Source organism: Secundilactobacillus similis DSM 23365 = JCM 2765, from assembly GCF_001311075.1.
Lineage (GTDB): Bacteria > Bacillota > Bacilli > Lactobacillales > Lactobacillaceae > Secundilactobacillus > Secundilactobacillus similis.
The window spans coordinates 14,382-36,300 of sequence record NZ_BBAD01000027.1 but is presented as its reverse complement, the minus strand read 5'-3'; the positions used below and the strand labels follow the sequence as shown (position 1 = coordinate 36,300).

Genomic DNA, 21,919 nt, shown 5'->3' with positions numbered 1-21,919 from the left:
GCTCTCGATGCGTTTCGGCTAGGTAACATTAACCCAGCCATAAAAATATCAACGGTTCCGTACAGAGTGCGAAGTAAAGCGGTTAGAAAGCGGAGCGTAAGTTACTCGTGCCAGAAGCCCCCGTTTTTGGGACTTGTGGTGCGAGTGCCTCACGCACAGCTCTCTGCTTCTCGGAGCACGTTTCGGCTAGGTAACATGACCCACCAAACCTAAATAAATTTTCAATAACCATGAGTTAAAACCCTGCATACAATACCGGTTAACTCACCTTACTCTAAAATAATTACTATGTAATTACTTGTTTTATTGTACACTACCGATTGGCCTAGACTCAACGGGCTTTTTCAATTATCAACTTTAATTGGTTCATTTTCCCAAATCATTAATGAAGTAACGCTAATCACCCGCAACACTAAATTTCAAAAATTTCTCGAAACCGGTTCCCCAAATCCCCGCCATAATGTATCCTAAAGTTAACTCCGCGAAAGCGCTTTATAAAATCCCCAACTTACCGTTATATCGTTGGCTTTCGCTGAAAGGAAGTTACCATGCACGCATTTAAATTTCGCGCTATCATCCTCGTTGCGATCGCCTTTATCTTAGGCTGTAACGAATTCATTATCGTGGGGATTCTCAACGACGTGGGGCATCAGTTCAACGTCCCTGTGGCTAGTGTTGGTTATCTGGTCACCGTGTTCGCCCTCGTTTACGCCATTTCAACCCCATTCATCACCCTATTTGTGGGCCGCTATTCATACTTTAAATCGCTGATGGTCCTCATGGTCATTTTCATTCTGAGCAATACCTTCAGTGGCTTAGCCAGCTCCTTCTTCTGGCTGACTGTTTCACGGATTCTCACCGCACTAGTGGCCGGAGTCATTATTTCGCTCACTATCACGATTGCCAACCAAATCGCGCCGTTGGACAAGCGACCATGGCTGATTGCTTGGGTCTTTTCCGGTTTTAGTATCGCCTCCGTTTTCGGGGTGCCAATCGGGACCTGGATCAGCACCACGTTTACTTGGCGAGATTCATTTTGGGCCATCACCATTGTTAGTCTTTTGACGTTAGCCTTGGCGTACTTTAGCTTGCCACACAAAATGTCGCAAGAAACCGGTAATTTACGCGATCAATTAGCGCTGTTGAAAGATCACCGAATTCAAGTTGCCATCACCTTACCGTTTTTTGGTTCCGGCGGGATTTACGTTTTCTATACCTACCTGCGGCCAACTTTAACGACACTGCTGCACTTCTCCACTCAGTCGTTGAGTTTGTTGCTGTTCATTTACGGCCTAACCGCTATCGTCAGCAATCAATTGAGTGGCCAAATCGCACAACATGGGAGCTTAAAACTCATGCCAAAGGTTTACGCGATCGAAGCAATTTTACTGTTTATTCTGCCACTGGTAACCGGATTACAGTGGGTTGCGCTTGCCGTGGTATTTTGCCTCGGCATCACCATGTACCTGCTCAACTCCCCAATTCAGCTCCACTTCTTGATGGTGGCCGAACAGGATTATCCGCAGTCGATCGTGTTAGCGTCATCGCTAAACTCGATCTTCTTTAACTTCGGAATCTCACTGGGGTCAGCTACCGGCGCCTCGTGGTGACGCACCTTGGCTTGAACTGGATTGGCTGGGGCGGGGCGGTTTATATCGCAGTAGCTATGGTATTAGTGATTTGGTTGAACCGCTTAAATGCGCGTAAGCCAATTAAGGTCACCTCTCACGAATCACTTTGAGCGTTAGTTTCATCAAGCGGTTGCGTTGCTAACTTGAGTTGGCAACGTAACCGTTTTATTGATTTTCGATAATCAACCAAATTCCCCTTTCACCCTAATTTTTGATACAATATAGCCAATTCATTAACGACAAAGGAGCCTCTCATGCAAATAGCTGAATTCGGCATCGAAGCCTGGTTGAATCAGTGGGAAAACTCGGCAACTTACGATATTTCCCAAAGTACGATCAGTTCGATGACCATTAGTGACCTCTTAAACTTAACCGGTGACGCACCGGACACATTTGCGAAACAACTTAACGATACCAAGATGAACTACGGTTGGATCGAAGGCTCACCTGAATTTAAAGAACTGGTCAGCAGCCACTATGCGAACGTCAAACCTTCTCAGGTACTACAAACCAACGGTGCCACTGGCGCTAACTACCTCGCCCTCTTCTCATTAGTCGAACCCGGCGACCACGTGATCAGTGAATATCCTTCCTACCAACAACTCTTCGATATTCCCCGCTCTTTGGGCGCCGACGTTGACCTGTGGCGGATTCACGAAGCTGATAACTGGTACCCCGACATCAACGACCTCAAAGCGATGATTCGGCCGAACACCAAACTGATTTGCCTCAATAACGCCAATAACCCCACCGGGACCCTCTTAGACCGCGACTTCTTATCACAAGTTGTCGAAGTTGCGAAAACGGTGGGCGCATACGTCTTAGTGGACGAAGTGTATTTACCATTGGATGACCCCAAAAAATTCACCTCGATCGTAGACCTGTACGACCGCGGCATCGCTACTAACTCCCTCTCAAAGAGTTACTCGTTCCCCGGCGTTCGCATTGGTTGGACGGTAGCCAACGACGAAGTGAGTGACTTGTTCCGTAAATACCGCGACTATACGATGATTTGCGGCGGCGTGTTTAACGACCGACTAGCCGTTTACATCCTGCAGCACCGAGACCAGATTTTTGCCCGTAACCGAGCGTTGGTCATGAACAATTTAGCGATTCTGAAAGACTGGATCGCCAATGAACCCCGGGTGTCTTGTGTCCTACCCCAAGCGGTCTCAACCTCCTGTCCAAAACTGGATATTCCGGAAGCAACGGAACCATTCTGTTTACGCCTACTAAAGGAAACTGGCGTCCTCTTGATTCCCGGCGAGCGTTTTGACTTGCCAGGACACTTTCGGTTAGGGTATTGTACTGATGAGACAACTCTTCGAACCGGTCTTGACAGGCTATCCCAATTTTTACGTCAGTTTGACTAACCCGTCTTGACACCCCGTTCGAAGAATCCTAATCTTTTGGAGGTTTTCGAACATGGCAGCAAACGAAGCACTCTTAATTATTGATTATACAAACGATTTCGTCCACGACGACGGCGCCCTAACGTGTGGCGCTGCCGGACAGGCCCTGGAGTCATCGATCATTGCGTTGGCTGATCAATTTGCAGCTGATGGCAGCTGGGTAATCCTACCGACCGACGTGCACACGCCCAATGACCCCTATCATCCAGAAAGTAAATTGTTCCCACCCCACAACGTGCGCAATACGTGGGGCCGGGAATTCTATGGCCAGTTAAAGCATGGTTCGCGCAACACCAAGATGATGCGCAGGTTTACATGTATGACAAAACGCGTTACAGTGCATTTGCCGGGACCGACTTGGATCTTCGGTTACGCGAACGGCATATTAATACGCTCCACTTGGTTGGGGTTTGCACCGACATCTGTGTGCTACACACCGCCGTTGATGCCTACAACCTGAACTATAACGTCATCGTCCATCAAGACGCCGTCGCCGCGTTAACGCCAGCCGGACAGGAGTGGGCACTTGGCCACTTTGAACACGTGTTAGGTGCGCAAGTCGTTTAATTTTTGTGGAAAGAACTGAGGGTATGCAACCAGATTTTAACCCGGTAACCAAACAGGGCTACCAAAAAATTGAAGCCGAAATCGAGGCGCTAAAACAAGACCGTCCAACAAAAATCGCTGCGCTAGTCGCCGCACGAGCGCTGGGTGATTTATCAGAAAATGCCGATTATAGCGCAGCCAAACGGGATCTCCGCCACTTAGAGAGCCGCTTGCGCTTTCTCGACAAACAACTCCGTTACGCAAAAATCATCGAACCTAACGATAATGCCGTGGTTGAAATCGGCAAAACGGTGACGTTGGCCTTTCAAGACGATGGTTCGGAGGAAACTTTCGCTATCGTGGGAACGCCTGAAGCAGACATTGCTGATAATAAGATCTCCATTGCTTCACCGATGGGCAAGGCATTGCTAAACCATACTGTGAATGATGTGGTGACGATTAGTTCGCCGAATGGGAGTTACGCGGTTAAACTGCTGCGCGTTACCCTTTGAGTAACCATCAATAAAAATGGCTTCGAAATTCCTTTTTGGGACTTTCGAAGCATTTTTAGTTTAACTATAATCGATCATATTCACTTCTTTTACACAGCTTATCCACACGTTATCCACAAAATATCATAAGTTATCAACATACTTATCCACAGTTTATCCACAACTTGTGCACAACTACCTGATTACCGCCGCGACAAGCGCAAACCGTAAATTGAGACGCCAATCACACTAACGATTGCGATTGCCACTGCCAGCCACGACACAATTTCGGAAAAGAACAGACTTAACAAGCACAGCAAGCCACTGATCACCATTGCCTGCCCCATTCTCCGGTTTACCCTAGCCTGTAATTCAGGTTTTAGATTCGTCGTTGGATGGTACCCCCAAGTTTTCCCATTAGCTGGCACCGTGGGTAAATAGTTGCCCATTAATACAAATATGGCACCTACTAGGCCGACTGCGATCCGACGAATATCAACGCCAAACCCTAAATTTGCCCGAATCGTTGTGATGTACAGCACCACAGTTAATACTGGAATTAGCCACTGAACTAATCGTTCCAACCGTGGCGCACCACCCGTTTTCTTAGCACTGATTCGTAAGATGATCACAATAAACCACTGTAAGGCCAGCATTAAGAATGGTAGGCCATAGACCGCCCACGCCTTTGGCATCCAGCCATTCGGTTGATTATTCACACCCCAGTGTGTCACCATATCAGCCGGTAATTGTGCATAATTCATCATCCCGTAAATGATTGGTAACAAAATGACGATACTACTGATTATCAACACCCTAACGTTTCTTTTGGTCATCATCCTGATCGCCCCCGATTCCTAGTCCGTAGATCCACGTCAGCACCTCTTCAAACACACTGGCGTTTAGTTCGTAATAAATGTAGTTTTTCTGTTTATGTTCAGAGATTAGATTTGCTTTTTTTAGTAACTTCAAATGATACGAGACCGTTGCGTTTGTCAGCTCAAACTGATCAGCGATTTCACCAGCCGAATACTGTTTGGTTTTTAATAGTTCCAAAATTTGTCGTCGAACCGGATCCGCAATCGCCTTTAACGTTTGACTCATTGCCATGTGCTCACCGCCAATCTATTTAGATATCTTTCTAAATAGATTATAGCATGTTTACTGAATGGTGGTCGAACTATTTAGATATTTTTCTAAATAGTTTCGATTTTAACAAAAAATAGCATCAAGAATCCTGCATTAGGAATTCTCGATGCTATCTCCGTTTCTTTTATTCAATTACTAACTCTTAAGCTTAGGCTTCACTCGCTGCCCGTTTTTCAGCCAATTCTTCAGTCACAATCGGTTCATGTTTCTCCCACTTACGGTAGAAGACCATGCAAATTGCACTCAAGGCATAGATTAAAACAGGTACCCAAATAAAGGTAAAGTTGATTGCTGACAAACTACCAGCCGATTGGGTTGCCTTAGCAGCGGTAAACCCAAACGCCGCGAGAATTCGAGCTGCAATAAAGGAACCGATCCCTGAACCCATTTGGATACAGAAGGAGGCGCCCATCGCCGTTAAGAAGCCATTAGCCCGAATACCAGTCTTCCATTCACCATAATCAACCGTATCTCCGACCATGGAGAAGAACATGGTCATGGCTGACCCAGAACCGATACATGCGAGACACCAACCGATAAGACCAGAAGTGACGTTAGTCCCAGCAAATCCGATCCATACTTGACCAACCATCGTCATGCCAAGCATCAAAATCGTAGTACCCCACTTATGCAGGTATTTTACAACGAATGGCACTGACGCCATCCCGATAATTTGAATGATTGAAAAACCATTGAAGACTGAAATTAGCCCTTTGTCGTTCAAGTTATATTGGAAGTAATATGGCAAAGCTGCGTTCCGGGCTGAGTAAGCCGTCCACAGTAGCAAGTTGGCCAACACAATTAACACCCAAGGCCAGTTACGTTTCGTTGCCTTTAAACTTTCGCGAATCGTGATAATTTTTTCTTCACCAATGTTCTTTTCACGCATATCCAAGAACGCGATCATTAGGATAATAAACGCAATGATTGCGTAAAGACCAACTGCTAATGACCAACCACGACGGTCATTCCCGTGTCCCAAGAACGATGCCAGTGGCATAACAAACGTAACCGCAAAGAAGTTCCCAACGTTTCCTAACACCATCCGAATCGAGTTAGCGGACGTCCGTTCATCAGAGTTAGCCGATAGGTTAGGCAAAACTGATGTGATCGGTGTTGATAATGCCGTGTAAGCCAATTCGGCAATAATGTACATTGCACCAGCATAAACCACTTTCATCGTGGCACTGAGTGATGGTGTAGTGAACAGTAACCAGATGGAAATGGTGAACGGTAGTGCCATCCATAGGAACCACGGTCGATTCTTCCCGTATTTACTATGGGTATGGTCAACCAAGACCCCCATGACGGGTGCACCCAATGCATCGATAAATCGGCCTAACAGGAGCAGCGCCCCGGCGGTCCCGACATCTAACCCGAATACGTTGGTGAAGAAGTAAAGCATATAAGAACCAACCAGTGTATACAGCAGGTTCCCTGCCATATCCGTAAAACCGTACGTTAATTTTCGGTGAAACGGTAATTTATCATTAGCTAACATCGCCTGAGCCGCTTCAACATTATGATCTGTGTTTGAACTCATTTCAATAAACCCTCCCCGTTTGAACATCGTTTCTATTGCTCATCTGACCGCTGCTGTGCATCTTTAGCCAAGCTCATATACGTCAAAATCGTCAACACAGCGGCAAGTCCAAGTGTCCACATATTTCTGTCAAGTTGCTGGTTGGACACTAACCAAGCGATGCAAATCAAGCCAATTTGAAGTCCCCACGAACGAATCGACTGCCCGGCAACGTGTTTTGATAACCAAGTCATCATTGTTCCCTCCTTAATCGAGTTGATTGCGACCGCTAATTATTTTAAAGCGTCAAATGCTGGTAGCACGGTTTCGGCAGCGTCTTGGCGAATGAAAACCGGAATCTCTTCAATTGGCGTTTGAACTGAAATGGTTTGACCGCCTGGAACAACATCCCCAGTGTGGGCATTGAGCCAACTCGTACCAGCTGGTAAGTAAACATCCCGTTGCTCAGTCTTTTCGTAGAGCACCGGCGCAACCAAAATCGAATCGCCAAACAAGAACTCGTTTTCAACCGTCCAGGCTGTCTCATCTCGATTAAAGTTATAGAACAGGGGCCGAATAACTGGCGTCCCTTTTTCATGCGCATCCACCATTGTTTCACGAATGTACGGCTTCAAGTTTTCTCGTAAGTTCATGTACTTCTTCATGATGCCATAGGCCTGATCACCATAAGCCCAAGGTTCGGTACCGCCACCAGATGGCATCTTCCCGCCACCTTCTTGGCTGAGTGGTACCGTGTGTGGTTCCCGATCCCCATGCATCCGCATAACAGGACAGAAAGTCGCAAATTCAAACCAGCGTGTCACCAATTCCCGGAAATTATCATCATCATCAACACCACCATGGAAACCACCAATATCAGTTGTCCACCAAGGAATGCCGGCGATGCCCATGTTCAAGCCGATTGCCAGTTGATTCCGTAACGACTGGAAACTGGAATCAATATCGCCAGACCAAACTAACGCCCCGTACTTTTGGCTCCCTGCCCATGCACAACGGACGAGGTTAATAACGTTTTCCTTGCCACTATCCTTTTGGCCGTCGTAAATTGCTTTAGAGTAACCAACTGGATAAGCATTACCAACTTGCAGATTGGTTCCATTGTAGTAGCGGTAGTTATCGAAATCGTAAACGGTATACTCCGGTTCTGCTTCGTCTAACCAGAAAAGATCGACGCCCTTATCCTGATAGTTTTGCTTTAATAATTGCCAAATATAGTTTTGAGCATCTGGATTGGTAAAGTCCACAAATCCGTTATTGCCAAGGAAGTTCATGGTGATTGGTACCCCGCGTTCAGTTTGAACGAGGTATCCTTTTTCCTGCATTTCCTTGTAGTGTGAACTGGTTTCATCAATCGTTGGCCAAACTGACACCATTAGTTTGATGCCCATCCATGTAGTTCCTTGATCATTTTTTCGGGATCTGGCCAGTACGTCTTATCAAACGTAAATTCACCAGACTTTGGCCAGTGGAAGTAATCAATCACGATTACACTGATTGGCAACTGACGACGCTTAAATTCACGTGCTGCTTCCAGCAATTCATCTTGGGTCCGGTAACGCAACTTGCACTGCCAGTATCCCATCGCAAAATCTGGCATCATTGGTACCTTGCCAGTCACATTGGCATAGTTTTCTTCAATTTCACTTGGTTGATCGCCGCAGGTCACCCAGTAATCCAATTCTTTGGTCGATAATGCATGCCACTCTGTCAGATTTTTCGCAAAGTTAACGTCCCCAATGGCAGGATTATTCCAAAGCATCCCGTACCCCTTGCTTGAAAGCACAAATGGCACACTAGCCTGTGAATTCCGGTGAGCCAGTTCCAACTTGGCATTCTTGAGATTCAAGAAATCTTGTTGATACTGTCCCATCCCAAACAACTTCTCATTCGGATCCGATTCAAACCGGACTTTCAGTTCAAAATCACCACCCGTAAGCGTTTTAAATTCACGCGAATCAATGTTCAACGCACTGTTAAAGTGGTTGATCTTATCCTGATTGCTTCCGGCTGACATGTCATCAACCCGATTACGTTGATAGCCCTTTAAAAGCAGATCCCCGTTTTGATTATAGAAACTAAGGTTCTTGAACGCATCAATTTTAGCGGTCAGCTTACCATTGGTGATTGTTCCTTGACGCTGCCCTTCATTAACAGCAACTACTGCTTGATACGCCGAAACTGGTTCACTTAACGCATGGTTATCATCGGTGTACGTTGCGTATTTAGTACTTCTCACCCGAAAACTATTTTGCCCCCAGGGTTTGACCTCTAAAAGTTCATTTCCATTTCTGAGGTACAGACAATTATTATCTTCATAAATCATTGCACTGACTCCTTTTTTATGCACCTATAGTTACTAAGTAATTTAATTTATATGATAATGTCAATTACTACGAGTATGAGTTGATTGAATCTGATATAAACATTGATACCACGCAATTATAAGTATAATTGCCGTTAATCAGCAAGCGCTTACAGTTATTAATAATAAAGCTTTACACCCCTACTTAAAACTAATAAAATTAAGACAATGGTATACATATCAAAAGTGGAGGTCTCTATTTTGAATAAAAAAGTATACAAATTTTTACTCTATGAACCCGTGCACTTTTTTAAGGCTGGTCAGTACTTTGCTAATCAAGGTTGGCGGCATAAAAATATCGTCAATGATGGTGATTACGAATTATTTATTATGCTATCAGGGGCAGCTACATTCGAATCGGAAGTGACGACTACTCGCTTCATAAAAACGACTGTTTGCTAATTCCACCTCACATTCGTCACGTTGGCTACCGAGACTCACCAGACGGCACCGTTTACTACTGGATGCACTTCTTTCCAAGTGGCACAGTGACAACATCGTATAATGTCAACCTTGCCGGAAAACCCGCTGAAATTGAAATGCCTCAGTTATTCAACGTCACCAACTTCGAACGATTAGCTATTTTAGTGCGGCAGTTACTGGATAGCGCTAATGATGAAAGTGTCTCTCAACTAACCTCAAACTACTTTATTTCAAGTATTTTAATTGAGTTATCTCACCAGTTTATTGGAACAATCCAAGACCCCCATAAGTCATCTAGTCGGTTTGAACTGATTAAAAACTGGATTCGCATCCACAGTCACGAAAAGCTAACCGTTGCGCAAGTTGCCGCTGAATTTCAGATGACCCCGGTTTACTTAACTCAGCTTTTCAACGAATATGAGGGTGTGACCACGATTCACTTCATCAATGCGGTTAAGATCAAACAAGCACAGGAACTACTCCTCACAACCAATAAATCGGTTAAAGAAATTGCGTTTGACCTCAGTTTCAGTAACGAAAAGTACTTCCTACGCGTCTTTAAACAAACAACCTCGTTAACACCCACTAAATTCCGAAATTCATACTCCAAAACCTACCTGAACAACATTGAAGTGGACCCAACGATTCCTAAACCAAAACGTCACTAAACATCACTACAAAAATCGACCTTATTCCCTAACTTTACTGGGAATAAGGTCGATTTTTACTTAAACCCAGAAACAAATCAGGTTTAACTCACATAACTATTCTTTATTTAACCAAACCTGCATTGCACCATCTTCACGGTTGGCCCATGCATAATATGGGACTAGTTTCAACTTAGCGTCCCGAAGTTGTTCAGCAGTTGCTTCTGTGTAAAGATCAACGCCATCTTCATCTTCTTGCGGTAACTTTGCATTAACCGTAATCGTGCCAACCCCTTCAAGTAAGTTGGGCTGGAAACTGTAGTGCGTCTCACTCTTTGGTGACACTTCATACTGCCATAATGATGCGTCATTATCGGTCTCTTCAGCACAAAATACGATTGGTCCGCGTTGAACAGCGTACTTCCCAAAGTCAGCACTAACCCGGTTGCTAGCTCGCATAAACTTCGTGTTCATATCTAGCACAATATCAATTGTCGTTGACGCTTGCGCGATTGGCACGTAGAGGTACCCATTCTTGGCTTCGAGTTGAGTTGCAGTTCCGTTCACCGTTACGCTATAGTTTGATTTTGACCAATTAGGTAACCGGATACCCAACTGCGTTGTTTCACCGGTCGCATTCGTGATGTCAAAATGAATGTTACCCTCCCAAGGGAAATTACTAGTTTGCTTAATCGAAAGACCATTAGCGAATTCCGCGTCGTTGGAAATGAACTGATTACTCAACACTTCACCAGGCTTAACATCATAAATGTATTGATCCAGTGAGGTAATCAAGCGTGCCAAGTTGGCCGGACAACAGGCGCAACCAAACCAGTCGGCCCGGTGTGTTAACACATGAGACTTTCCAGGGTTAAAGGTCGATGCCTTTGGATCGGCTTCGAGTGGATTCACATAGAAGAAGTGCTTCCCATCCAAGGCCATTCCTGATAACGCACCGTTAAATAATTCTTTTTCGATCACGTCTGCATATTCACTGTTTGTTTCCAATAGTGACATTTGACGGGCAAAGAAAGTCATCCCAACCGATGCACAGGTTTCACCATACATCGTATCATTTGGTAGATCATAATCGTACGTAAATGCCTCACCAGTAGTCGTTGAACCCACGTTACCAGTCACATACATCCGACGTTTAACAATATCCTTCCAGAAACGATGACAAGCTTCCAGTAATGTTTCATCACCCGTCAAACGTGCAACATAAGCCATCCCGGTACAAAGGTACACGACTCGAACTGCGTGGCCATCTGCCGTTTCTTGATCTGCGATTGGTTGAGCGTCTAAATAATACCGTTCTCCCGCTTCACGCATTCCCGGAATGATATCGCGTTCTAAGCCATCCGCTTCATTTTGTTTTTCAAAGAAACCAGGTTTCGTTCCTCGAACTTGCAAGAAATAGTGCGCCTCATCAAGATACTTTTTCTCGTGAGTTGCTTCATATAACCGCGATAGGGCTAGTTCAATTTCCGGATGACCATCGTAGCCATCAATTTGGTCATCTTCGGTACCGAAATTCCGAACAATACAATCAGCCATTCGTTTGGCGATCTCTAACGCTTTTTCGTTGCCAGTTGCGTCATGATAGGCCACTCCAGCTTCGATGTAGTGCCCCATCGTGTAAAGTTCGTGTGACTGTTGAAGTCGTTTGAATTTACGCTCTGGTGCATCAATTTGAAAGTAAGTTGACAAATAACCATCATCGTCTTGAGCATCCGCAATCAGATCAATCAAGTTATCCGTAATCGTTTTTAATTCTGGATTAGGATGGTACGAAAATGAATACGCAGCCGCTTCAAGCCACTTATAAACGTCCGTATCTTGGAATGGAAAACCGTAGTGATGACCTTCCATTTGTCCCGCCGCAATTTTTAAATTGGCCACTGCGTGACTATTTTTATCAGCACCTTCAATCTTTTGAGGATCCTTTGACATGTTAATGTCGGCCTCATCATTCATTACAGCCCACTGATAAGGTAATACCTCAGAAACAACAAGTTCCTGATATCGTTTCCAAAAATCAGATGTCACCGTAACGCGTTTTAATTCTGGTTCAACCATGATCTCATTCTCCTCCGATCAAATTACACTTTATTTTTAATTAGTTGTTGCAGTTGCGTTCTCTTCTTCAGCGCGACGTTCAGCTAATTCTTCAGTTACAATTGGTTCGTGTTTTTCCCACTTGCGGTAGAATACCATGCAAACAGCACTCAAAGCGTAGATGATAACAGGAACCCAGATAAAGGTAAAGCTAATTGCAGAAAGGCTAGAACCTGTTTGAGTAGCTTTAGCAGCAGTAAAGCCGAAGCTAGCTAAGATCCTGGCAGCAATAAATGACCCAATCCCTGAACCCATTTGAATACAGAAGGAAGCACCCATGGCAGTTAAGAAACCATTAGCCCGAATGCCGTTCTTCCATTCACCGAAGTCAACAGTGTCACCAACCATTGAAAAGAACATGGTCATTGCAGAACCAGACCCAATACATGCTAAGCACCAACCAATTAGGCCAGAGGTAACGTTAGTTCCGGCCATGCCAATCCAAACTTGACCAACCATCGTCATGCCTAACATCAAGATCGTAGTTCCCCACTTGTGAAGGTATTTAACAACAAATGGCACTGACGCCATCCCGATAATTTGAATGATTGAGAAACCATTGAAGACGGAGATTAACCCTTTGTCACTCAAATTATACTGGAAGTAATACGGTAATGCCGCGTTACGAGCAGAGTATGCTGTCCATAATAGCAGGTTAGCCAATACAATCAAGACCCATGGCCAGTTATTCTTAGTTGCCTTCACACTTTCGCGAATCGTGATGATTTTTTCTTCGCCAATGTTCTTTTCACGCATATCTAAGAACGCAATCATCAGGATAATGAACCCGATAATGGCGTATACCCCAACGGCTAACGACCACCCACGCTGTTCATTACCATGTCCCAAGGCTGAGGCTAATGGCATAACGAACGTAACGGCAAAGAAGTTCCCAACATTCCCTAGGACCATCCGAATTGAGTTAGCAGAGGTCCGTTCGTCAGAGTTAGCTGATAAGTTAGGCAAAACGGACGTAATTGGTGTTGATAACGCCGTGTAGGTTAATTCAGCAATGATGTACATTGCCCCGGCATAGATAATTTTAGCCGTACTACTGAGTGATGGCGTCGTAAACAGTAACCAAACGGAGATGGTGAATGGTAATGCCATCCACAAAAACCAAGGCCGGTTCTTTCCGTACTTACTGTGCGTGTGGTCAACCAACACACCCATGACTGGAGCACCTAATGCATCAATGAACCGCCCCAGTAACAGCAAAGCCCCGGCAGTCCCAACATCCAAACCGAAGACGTTAGTGAAGAAGTACAACATGTATGAGCCAATCAGGGTATACAGCAGATTCCCCGCCATATCTGTGAACCCATACGTTAACTTTCTGTGAAACGGTAATTTGTCACTTGCAAGCATAGCTTGCGCCGCAGCAACGTTATGATCTGTGTTATTCGCACTCATTGAAAAAACCTCCATTCATAAACCATGGTCAACTAACAGTTGGCACTTATTTGTTCGAAATGCGCTTCTTACTGTCAAAAGCCAGACTGATGTAAATCACTAACATGAGAACTGTCCCACCAATAATTGTGGTTAAATTATTGGGAATCGTATGATCGGCAACCTTCCAAGCAACGTGATAAATAGTAATTGCAGAATCCAAGAAATAATCGACTGACTTGCAAATAATTTCCCAAACAGTTTCATTTGAAGTTCTCCTTTCTTACCAATATTTTGAATACGCTTACATATTAACTATTTTCAAGTCTTCAGGTAAGGTCTATAATATGGTAATAGGTTATCATTTCCGACTTTTTTAGCTTAAATTCAAGCTATGTACACGAAATTATATATTAGGTAGTCATTTCCGACTTTTTAGTCTTTTCATTTTTCGTATATTTGGTGTCAATTTCCGTACATCAATTGGAGGGGAGTTACATGCAATTCTTTTCATTCAACTTAAATAAGCCCGTCTTATATTACAAAGGTGGTGAATTTATGAGCAAATCAGAGTGGATTCATAAACCTATGTATCATAAGGGTGACTATGAACTCATTCTCGGATTAACCGGCAAAGTCCATCTCCAAGTTAACGATGAAACAATCACCGTTGGCCCCCACGACGTCCTTTTAATTCCGCCTTACACCCGTTTTTACGGTTGTTCTCCTAGTGAAAACGTTGATTTCTACTGGTTGCACTTCTTCTCTCAAGACCCACTCAGTGATTTTTCAGCTAACGAAAACGAAACTGTCAGTTCGTTTATCACGAAAACTGGTGATGATAAAGAAATTATCTTACCGTCACTATTCCACCTTCACGACTACGAACAAGTCACCGTCCTCATTCATCAGATTCTCTCGCTTCATAGTGAACTTTCGTACGTTGAAGAACGCGACTTCTTAACGTCCGCTTTACTGATTGAATTATTTAAATCCTATATTGCTCAACACAATCCTGATGACGCTAACGACCGGATCAACTATCTCAAAGAATGGATTCGCGCTAATATGTCCAGTGATTTAACCGTCGAAGCCATCGCCGAACAGGTTCATCTCAACGTCGATTACCTCACGCGTCTTTTCAAGAAATACGAGGGTATCACAACCCTACAGTATCTTAATCATCTCAAAATTGAAGTCGCCACCCTGCTTCTCATTCGAACTGAGCTTTCCATTAATGAAATTGCTCAGAGTTCCTACTTCAACGACCCTAAGAACTTCATGCGCCATTTTAAAAAGGAAATGGGCCTATCACCTACTCAGTACCGCAACACCTACAACATTATTCATCTCAATAATCCACACATTGATCCACAGATTCCACTACCAAAGCAATTATCAGACTCTATTGACCATATTCCAGGGAATGGTAACGCTGATTAGAATAAAAATAGAACCAAATCTTCGCATTTACGCAGAGATTCGGTTCTATTTTTGGATGAATTCACTATCTATTTTAGGAGTTACTTCTTATGTTGAGACTTTAGTTCGAGAAAGTTGCACTTCATTAACGGTCGTCACATCGATCAAGCCTAGTCAAGGTCAGTGCCTAGGGTTGGTGGACGTGGGGACTGGTGGATCAGAACTTGGATAACAGGCCGTTGGGGGACTGGTTGGTCCTTGTTGTGTTGACTTGGGTGGTGCTAAATTACTATTTTATACGACACGTTGCGTTACTTTGAGTGGTACTGACGACGTGCATGGCTACTACTTTGATTTCGGCGCCACTTGGATTAGGCTTTGCGCTTAACAATCCATTTGTGAGATTGGTTACGGTAGTTCGTTCTGGCAACCGCGCCGAAACGTGCTCCGAGAAGCAAAGGGCTATGTGTAAGGCGACTCGGGTAAAAGCCCAAACCCAGGCTTTCACCCGAGTCGCCTTACACGCCGCCCTTTAACCGCTTCTCTCCGCACTCTAGATTTGATCCAACGCTTGACTCAAATCAGCAATCAAATCATCAGCATTTTCAATCCCAACTGAGATCCGGATCAAATCTGGGGTAATGCCCGTTTCCTTCAATTGTTCGTCGTTCAATTGGGCGTGAGTGGTTGATGCTGGGTGAATGATCAATGACTTAGCATCACCAACGTTGGCCAACAGTGAGAACAATTCCGTCTTTTCAGTTAATTGCTTGCCGGCTTTTTCGCCGCCCTTTAAGCCCAAGGTGAAGATTGAACCAGTGCCCTTTGGGAAGTACTTGGCAGCTAAATCATGGTACTTGCTGTCCTTCAATGATGGGTAGTTGACCCAAGCCACCTTTGGATGGTTGTTCAAGAATTCAGTGATCTTTTGGGTGTTAGCCACGTGGCGTTCAACCCGAAGTGATAATGATTCAAGACCTTGAATCAACAAGAATGAGTTGAATGGGCTGATAGCAGCACCAGTATCACGTAATGTTTGGGCCCGAACCTTTGTGGTAAAGGCAGCTGGGTTAATGTCGTTCCAAACGATGCCGTTGTAAGTAGCATCTGGTGTGGTGAAGTCTGGGTATTTGCCAGAAGCGGCGTAATCGAACTTGCCGTTTTCAACGATGACACCACCCATTGAGGTCCCGTGACCGCCGATGAACTTCGTTGCTGAGTGAACAACCACGTCAACACCGTGATCAAGTGGTTGGATCAGGTATGGGGTGCCAAAGGTGTTATCAGCAATTAAGATAATGCCGTTATCATGGGCAATCTTAGCAACGGCTTCGATGTCAATGATGTTAATCCCAGGGTTCCCAATGGTTTCGATGTAAAGTGCCTTGGTGTTTTCGTCGATGGCCTTGGCGAAGTTTTCAGGGTCGTCTGGATCAACGAACGTAGTGGTAATGCCTAACTTTGGTAAGGTAACGCTGAATAAGTCGTAAGTCCCACCGTAAAGGGTGCTGGCAGATACGATGTTGTCACCAGCGTTGGCCACGTTTTGAACAGCGGCGGTAACGGCAGCGGCACCGGTTGCTAAAGCAACGCCGGCAGTCCCATTTTCAAGAGCGGCAACCCGCTTTTCCAAAACATCGGTAGTTGGGTTCGTCAAACGGGTGTAAATGTTACCGGCATCCGTTAAAGCAAACCGGCCAGCAGCTTGAGCGGCGTCCTTGAAGACGTATGAAGTCGTTTGGTAAATTGGCACTGCCCGTGAACCAGTTTCATCGACAACTTGACCCGCATGGACTTGTTTCGTTTCAAAATGTAATTCGTTGTTTTCAGTCATAATAAAGATCTCCTTTAATTTAAAATCATCATTTAGTTTTTAGGTTAGAAATCGAAAAAAGCGTTCACCCCATACCAGCATATAAGCTAGTATGGGACGAACGCTTCGTGTTACCACCCATCTTTGCAAATCATTCGCATGACTTGCCTCAACGACACCTGTTGATGTCTGGGATCGTAACGCATCCTTGCGGGTCAGTTGCGTGAACAGCCAACCTTCAATCTGGGCTCATTCTCTGATTCGACGATCTCCTGCCTCGCACTATCTACAGGTCGCTGTGTGATGTCATCCTCAGGTACTATTCCCATCCGAATTTCATAATCTAATTGCCATTTAATATAATCATAATTCGGGGGTCTGTCAACAGGTGTTTTGTAATTTGAGTAAAATTGATGTTATTCGGCAGGCCTAAAGTACTGATAATTCAGCATTTATGAGCTTTTAATTTTTTTTGAACTTTTTTTTAAATTTGGTGTATTAATTGCAAATTTGGGTTACCAACAGATCCGCTTTCTTAGAAATAATTCATTTTCGATTCAAATTAATCATTCACTTCGATCGTAACACGTGCCGCGGCTATCTCCCCAATAACCTTTCGTGCTATAATCAACAAAAAAGCAGGGGAGCGATTCACATGGCAAATGCAGCAATGGCAATTCAAGTTCTACCTGAAGCAGACTCAACCAAGGAGCTACTCCGATTAGTGGACGTGGCAATCGCGGAAATCGATGCCAGCGGACTTTCATACGAAGTTGGCGCGTTTGAAACAACGGTTGAAGGCGACTTAGATGATTTGATCAAACTACTTCACCGGATCCAAACGCAAGTTACTGAAAGCGGCGCGCCAAAGATCAGTAGCTACATCAAGCTATCGTATGCGCCAGAAGAACACATTTTGACGACTGACGAAAAATTAGGGAAATACCGCGCGCATAACGAACAACAAGCTAAGTAATCAATCAAAATTATGACTGGAAAAAATCTATATTGACAAACATCGAACTAATTTCTTAACTCAAAATTTGTTAAAAATTCCACTCGATTTCAAGACTATTACCTAGCCTAAACGCCAAATAGGCTTCCAAGCTCCGCTGGGGCGCGCGCCAAAACTCAGGTCCCGGCCATATAAGCAGAAATAACCGTAGATTCCAAAACCAGGAATCTACGGTTATTTCTGCTTATATTCTGGGACCTAAACGAGTTTTGTCACGCTCTCTAGTTCGCACCCTTAGCTGGATCCACTCGCTTCTCGACCCAAGCCAAGACTACGTCCAGGATAATCGCCATCAACGCCGTTGGCAACGCACCGGCGAGAATGATGGCACTCCCGTTAGTCGCGTTAGTCCCACGGATAATGATATCCCCAAGACCACCAGCACCAACGAAGGTCCCGATAGCGGTGATCCCAATCGCCAAGACTAAGGCATTTCGGAGCCCCGCCATAATGACGGACAACGATAGTGGAATTTCCACTAATCTAAGTAACTGCAGGCGCGTCATCCCCATTCCCTTGCCTGAATCAAGGATGCTGGGGTCAACGTTGCGCATGCCTGTGTCGGTATTTTTAATAATCGGCAACAGCGCGTACAGGAACACCGTTACAATCACAGTGTTCACGCCTAAACCTAGGCCAATCATAATGATCGACAACATCGCCAGTGATGGGATAGTTTGAATCACGTTGGCAATTCCGATCACGGTCCCGCTCAGCTTGCTGTGGTGGGCAATGAAGATCCCAATCGGAATCCCCACAATGGCTGCCAACAGCACACCATACACTGAAATCAAGAAGTGCCGGCTAAACTGTGACAGTACGTACAGGCCGTTATGTTGATAGTAGTACATTAGCTGTTCAAAGAGGTTCATGTGGACCATTAGTCAGCACTCCCTTCAAAGTAGTTGTGTTGTTCCAAGAACTGTTTGGCCACCACTTCTGGTTCCTCGAGGTTGTTATCCACCTTGTAGTTCAGTTCTTGCATCGTCTTCAAACTGATCTTGCCGTTTAACTTCGAAATGATTGGCTTTAATTGTGGGTGCTTCTTCAAAATCGCATCCGTCGCCACCGCACTTGCATCGTATGGTGGGAAGAAGTGCTTGTCATCCTTCAGCAGTTTCAAATCGTAGCTGTTGATCCGGCCATCGGTCGAGTACCCGAGAACGGCGTCCATCTTGTTGGCCGCTACCGCATCGTAAACTAACCCAATTTGCATCGGATGAACTTCGCCGAATTTGTAGCCGTAAGCCTTCTGGAAGCCATCGTAGCCATCGCCCTTTCGGTTCAACCAAATCTGGTCGATCCCAACGGACATGTTACCGGCGACCTTCTTCATGTCACTGACGTTATTCAACCATACTTCTTAGCAGTCTGCTGCGTCACCATGAACACGTAGGTGTCAGCAAACCCGTATGATGGGAAATACGTCATGTGATAGTCCTTCTTAAAGCCTTCGCGCACCGTCTTTTCCGCTCGCTTTTGATTCCGATCGGCTTTTTTACCCATAATGGTCGTCAAATCGGTCCCAACGAAGCGAATCGACGAAATATCAGCTTGGTTGTTCTTCAACGCGTTAAAACTAACCGTCCCGGAACCCAAGTTATTGATGATCGTGGTGTGCAAATTTGAATCGTGCTCGATCATATCCTGTAGCATATACGCCATGATTTGTTGTTCCGTCGTGTTTTGTGACGCAATCCGCACCGTATCACTTGAAGAGCCTGATAGTCCCGGAAAACCGCAACCGGCTAACCCAATGACACTAACCAGTGCAAGTGCCGCCGTAACGCACCACCGTTTAAATTTTGTCATGTTCAGCCCCCCTTACGCCTGAGTGGTTTTCGGCGTCAACGCTGTTTCCAGCTTACCTAATAACCAGTCAACGATCAGCGCCAAAAGGATCACTGGAATTGACCCACCTAAAATTAAGTCCGTCCGATAGAGGTTTAACCCATTGAAGATAAAATCCCCTAATCCGCCGGCCCCAATGTAGGATGCTAACGCCGCCCACGCAATGACGTAGGTGGCTGATAACCGCACGCCGGACATAATTACGGGTGCGGCCAGTGGTAATTCGACCTTAAAGATCGACTGCCAACTGGTCATCCCCATGCCCTTTGCGGCATCTTTCAACGTTGGATCAACGTCGTCCATGCCCAGGTAGGTATTTCGTAAAATGGGCAGTAATGAATAGATAAACAGGGCAACGATGGCGGGTAAGGCCCCGATCCCGAAAATCGGAATCATGAACGCTAACAGCGCCAATGCGGGAATCGTCTGGAGCATACTGGCGATTGAGACCACCACGTTAGCCACTTTTTTAGTCCGCGTAAGCAAAACGCCCAGCGGTACGGCCACGATGATCCCTAAGCCTAACGCAATGGCTGAAATGTACAGGTGTTGCCAGGTTTTTCCAACTAATTGCCAGCCATAGGTTGCAAAAAAGTGCATCATTTGGCCTCACCACCTTGCGCTTGGGCAACCTCACTCTCATCAGCTTTATCATCCTCACCCCAGAGGCGTCGTACACGATATCAACCAAGGCCGCCCGGGTCACGATGCCGACCAAGTGCTTATCTCGATCGACCACTGGCACGTTTTTAAAGCCCCGCTTCAAAATCCGTTCAACGGTATCTCGAATGAGGGAGTCAGACGACACGTAGAACACGTCACTATGCATGACGTCACCCACACTAGTCGCCGTTTTGAAATTGTAGTCAATATCTTCGATGTCGAGGTAGCCCTTGAGACTGCCGCCTTCATCCGTGACCAGCAGTGAATCGACTCGCCGATCATGCATCATTTTGAGGGCTTCCTTCAATAACTTGTCGGGCGTGATCGACGCCACGTTCTTCAACATGACTTGACCAACGGTTGTGATACTTGGCCGCGCTTGGATCAAGCGGTCTTTCCCAATCAAGTTCTCGACAAATTCATTGGCCGGGTGCCGCAAAATTTCGTCCGGTGTCGCAATTTGAATGATCTTGCCGGCATCCATAACCACGATACGAGTCGCTAACGTCAACGCTTCGTCCATATCGTGGGTCACAAAGACCACGGTTTTACCAAGCCGCATCTGCAGGTCTTTGATCAAATCCTGTAGTGATTCCCGCGTAATTGGATCCAACGCACCGTAGGGTTCATCCATGAGGATCAAATCTTGATCCGCAGCTAATGCCCGGACCACGCCGATTCGTTGCTGTTGCCCACCAGATAGTTCTGACGGGTACCGGTCTAAGAATTCTTCGGGTAATTCAACGAGCTTGATCATTTCCTTAGCCCGTTCGTCCATCTTTTCTTGTGACCACTTCAATAAGCGTGGCACGATGGTGATATTTTGGCGAATCGTCATGTGTGGCATCAGCCCGATATTTTGAATCACGTAGCCGATTTTGCGCCGCAGTTGAACGGGATCCATTTCACTGATATCCTTACCGTTCAACTTGATCGTCCCAGACGTTTGTTGCAGCATCCGGTTGATCATTCGCATGGTGGTCGTTTTCCCCGACCCGGAAGTTCCGATAAAACACACGAACTCCCCTTTTTGAATTTCCAAATTAAAATCGTCAACGGCAACCTTACCACCGCTGTACGTTTTATTGAGGTGTGACATTGTTAAAAACGTCGATTCTTGCATTGCTCCCATCCTCTCGTTGTTCACTTTGCTGTACAGACGTCTAAAAAGAACTGTATAATACAAAAGAACTGTATAATACAATTGTAACGTACTATTTTCAGTCACGCAAAAATTAAGAATCCTCTAAGTTTTTGCTAATTGCCATTCTGAATTGGTTATCAACAAGCAAATTACCGACTAATGCGGGCATTCTGGGCGCGACAACTTACCAGTAAAAAAAGATTATCTAACTGGTCTAGTGATTTGAGTTCAGCCGATTTTCATTTTTTTGTAACCCGGCCGAGCCACACTTATTTTAGCATTTTTCTTTACAATCAC

At 45.2% G+C, this 21,919-nt stretch carries 18 protein-coding genes and 3 pseudogenes; 8 read left to right on the top strand and 13 right to left on the bottom strand.

The window, feature by feature from the left end; all coding sequences use genetic code 11:
* Positions 1-548 precede the first annotated feature (548 nt).
* The 4 genes and pseudogenes from JCM2765_RS07920 to greA all read left to right on the top strand — a co-directional run bounded on the left by JCM2765_RS07920 (position 549) and on the right by greA (position 4,101).
* A complete protein-coding gene (locus tag JCM2765_RS07920) occupies positions 549-1,610 on the top strand; it encodes an MFS transporter (protein ID WP_369404059.1) in 1,062 nt (353 codons plus the stop codon).
* 275 nt (positions 1,611-1,885) lie between these two features.
* Positions 1,886-3,004, top strand: coding sequence for an aminotransferase (locus JCM2765_RS07915; protein ID WP_054735857.1), 1,119 nt, complete (start codon positions 1,886-1,888; stop codon positions 3,002-3,004).
* Positions 3,005-3,056: 52 nt separating this feature from the next.
* A pseudogene (locus JCM2765_RS07910) lies at positions 3,057-3,610 on the top strand (cysteine hydrolase family protein).
* Positions 3,611-3,633: 23 nt separating this feature from the next.
* A complete protein-coding gene (greA, locus tag JCM2765_RS07905; protein ID WP_054735855.1) occupies positions 3,634-4,101 on the top strand; it encodes a transcription elongation factor GreA in 468 nt (155 codons plus the stop codon).
* Between the two features lie 182 nt (positions 4,102-4,283).
* On the opposite strand, the gene JCM2765_RS07900 is transcribed toward greA, so the two are convergent.
* From JCM2765_RS07900 to JCM2765_RS19070, 6 genes are all read right to left on the bottom strand, one after another.
* On the bottom strand, positions 4,284-4,919 hold the full coding sequence (locus tag JCM2765_RS07900; RefSeq protein ID WP_057152329.1) for a DUF1648 domain-containing protein: 636 nt from the start codon (positions 4,917-4,919) through the stop codon (positions 4,284-4,286).
* Positions 4,897-5,190: an autorepressor SdpR family transcription factor gene (locus tag JCM2765_RS07895; protein ID WP_054735850.1), complete on the bottom strand. Its 294-nt coding sequence runs from the start codon at positions 5,188-5,190 to the stop codon at positions 4,897-4,899. The genes JCM2765_RS07900 and JCM2765_RS07895 overlap by 23 nt, the downstream gene beginning before the upstream one ends.
* 187 nt (positions 5,191-5,377) lie before the next feature.
* On the bottom strand, positions 5,378-6,772 hold the full coding sequence (locus JCM2765_RS07890) for an MFS transporter (protein ID WP_054735849.1): 1,395 nt from the start codon (positions 6,770-6,772) through the stop codon (positions 5,378-5,380).
* Positions 6,773-6,804: 32 nt separating this feature from the next.
* Positions 6,805-7,008 carry a hypothetical protein gene (locus tag JCM2765_RS07885; RefSeq protein ID WP_156301725.1) on the bottom strand — a complete coding sequence of 68 codons (204 nt, stop codon included), beginning with the start codon at positions 7,006-7,008 and terminating at the stop codon, positions 6,805-6,807.
* Between the two features lie 36 nt (positions 7,009-7,044).
* On the bottom strand, positions 7,045-8,160 hold the full coding sequence (locus JCM2765_RS19075) for a TIM-barrel domain-containing protein (RefSeq protein ID WP_369404058.1): 1,116 nt from the start codon (positions 8,158-8,160) through the stop codon (positions 7,045-7,047).
* Complete coding sequence (locus JCM2765_RS19070; protein WP_369404057.1) at positions 8,145-9,095, bottom strand: TIM-barrel domain-containing protein; 951 nt, start codon at positions 9,093-9,095, stop codon at positions 8,145-8,147. The genes JCM2765_RS19075 and JCM2765_RS19070 overlap by 16 nt, the downstream gene beginning before the upstream one ends.
* 240 nt (positions 9,096-9,335) lie before the next feature.
* On the opposite strand from JCM2765_RS19070, the gene JCM2765_RS18100 reads away from it, so the two are divergent.
* Both JCM2765_RS18100 and JCM2765_RS07875 read left to right on the top strand, forming a co-directional pair.
* Positions 9,336-9,536 (top strand): hypothetical protein, encoded by a 201-nt coding sequence (locus JCM2765_RS18100; protein WP_225352030.1) that lies wholly within the window; start codon positions 9,336-9,338, stop codon positions 9,534-9,536.
* On the top strand, positions 9,530-10,225 hold the full coding sequence (locus JCM2765_RS07875; RefSeq protein ID WP_369404056.1) for a helix-turn-helix domain-containing protein: 696 nt from the start codon (positions 9,530-9,532) through the stop codon (positions 10,223-10,225). The genes JCM2765_RS18100 and JCM2765_RS07875 overlap by 7 nt, the downstream gene beginning before the upstream one ends.
* Before the next feature lie 96 nt (positions 10,226-10,321).
* Here the strand turns inward: JCM2765_RS07875 and JCM2765_RS07870 are convergent, their stop codons facing one another.
* Both JCM2765_RS07870 and JCM2765_RS07865 read right to left on the bottom strand, forming a co-directional pair.
* Complete coding sequence (locus JCM2765_RS07870; RefSeq protein WP_054735846.1) at positions 10,322-12,283, bottom strand: glycoside hydrolase family 127 protein; 1,962 nt, start codon at positions 12,281-12,283, stop codon at positions 10,322-10,324.
* A gap of 36 nt (positions 12,284-12,319) precedes the next feature.
* Positions 12,320-13,735 carry an MFS transporter gene (locus JCM2765_RS07865; RefSeq protein WP_054735843.1) on the bottom strand — a complete coding sequence of 472 codons (1,416 nt, stop codon included), beginning with the start codon at positions 13,733-13,735 and terminating at the stop codon, positions 12,320-12,322.
* 537 nt (positions 13,736-14,272) lie between these two features.
* Between JCM2765_RS07865 and JCM2765_RS07860 the strand changes: the two genes are divergently transcribed.
* A complete protein-coding gene (locus tag JCM2765_RS07860; protein ID WP_225352029.1) occupies positions 14,273-15,157 on the top strand; it encodes an AraC family transcriptional regulator in 885 nt (294 codons plus the stop codon).
* Between the two features lie 532 nt (positions 15,158-15,689).
* Here the strand turns inward: JCM2765_RS07860 and JCM2765_RS07855 are convergent.
* Positions 15,690-16,970: an O-acetylhomoserine aminocarboxypropyltransferase/cysteine synthase family protein gene (locus tag JCM2765_RS07855; RefSeq protein WP_054735839.1), complete on the bottom strand. Its 1,281-nt coding sequence runs from the start codon at positions 16,968-16,970 to the stop codon at positions 15,690-15,692.
* A 634-nt stretch (positions 16,971-17,604) separates the two neighbouring features.
* On the opposite strand from JCM2765_RS07855, the gene JCM2765_RS07850 reads away from it, so the two are divergent.
* A complete protein-coding gene (locus JCM2765_RS07850) occupies positions 17,605-17,925 on the top strand; it encodes a thiamine-binding protein (protein ID WP_054735837.1) in 321 nt (106 codons plus the stop codon).
* A 260-nt stretch (positions 17,926-18,185) separates the two neighbouring features.
* Here the strand turns inward: JCM2765_RS07850 and JCM2765_RS07845 are convergent, their stop codons facing one another.
* From JCM2765_RS07845 to JCM2765_RS07830, 4 genes and pseudogenes are all read right to left on the bottom strand, one after another.
* Complete coding sequence (locus JCM2765_RS07845; RefSeq protein WP_054735836.1) at positions 18,186-18,845, bottom strand: ABC transporter permease; 660 nt, start codon at positions 18,843-18,845, stop codon at positions 18,186-18,188.
* Positions 18,845-19,776, bottom strand: a pseudogene (locus JCM2765_RS07840) (osmoprotectant ABC transporter substrate-binding protein). The gene JCM2765_RS07845 and the pseudogene JCM2765_RS07840 overlap by 1 nt, the downstream one beginning before the upstream one ends.
* A 12-nt stretch (positions 19,777-19,788) precedes the next feature.
* Complete coding sequence (locus tag JCM2765_RS07835; protein WP_054735833.1) at positions 19,789-20,418, bottom strand: ABC transporter permease; 630 nt, start codon at positions 20,416-20,418, stop codon at positions 19,789-19,791.
* Positions 20,415-21,577 (bottom strand): annotated as a pseudogene (locus JCM2765_RS07830) (betaine/proline/choline family ABC transporter ATP-binding protein). The gene JCM2765_RS07835 and the pseudogene JCM2765_RS07830 overlap by 4 nt, the downstream one beginning before the upstream one ends.
* Positions 21,578-21,919 lie beyond the last annotated feature (342 nt).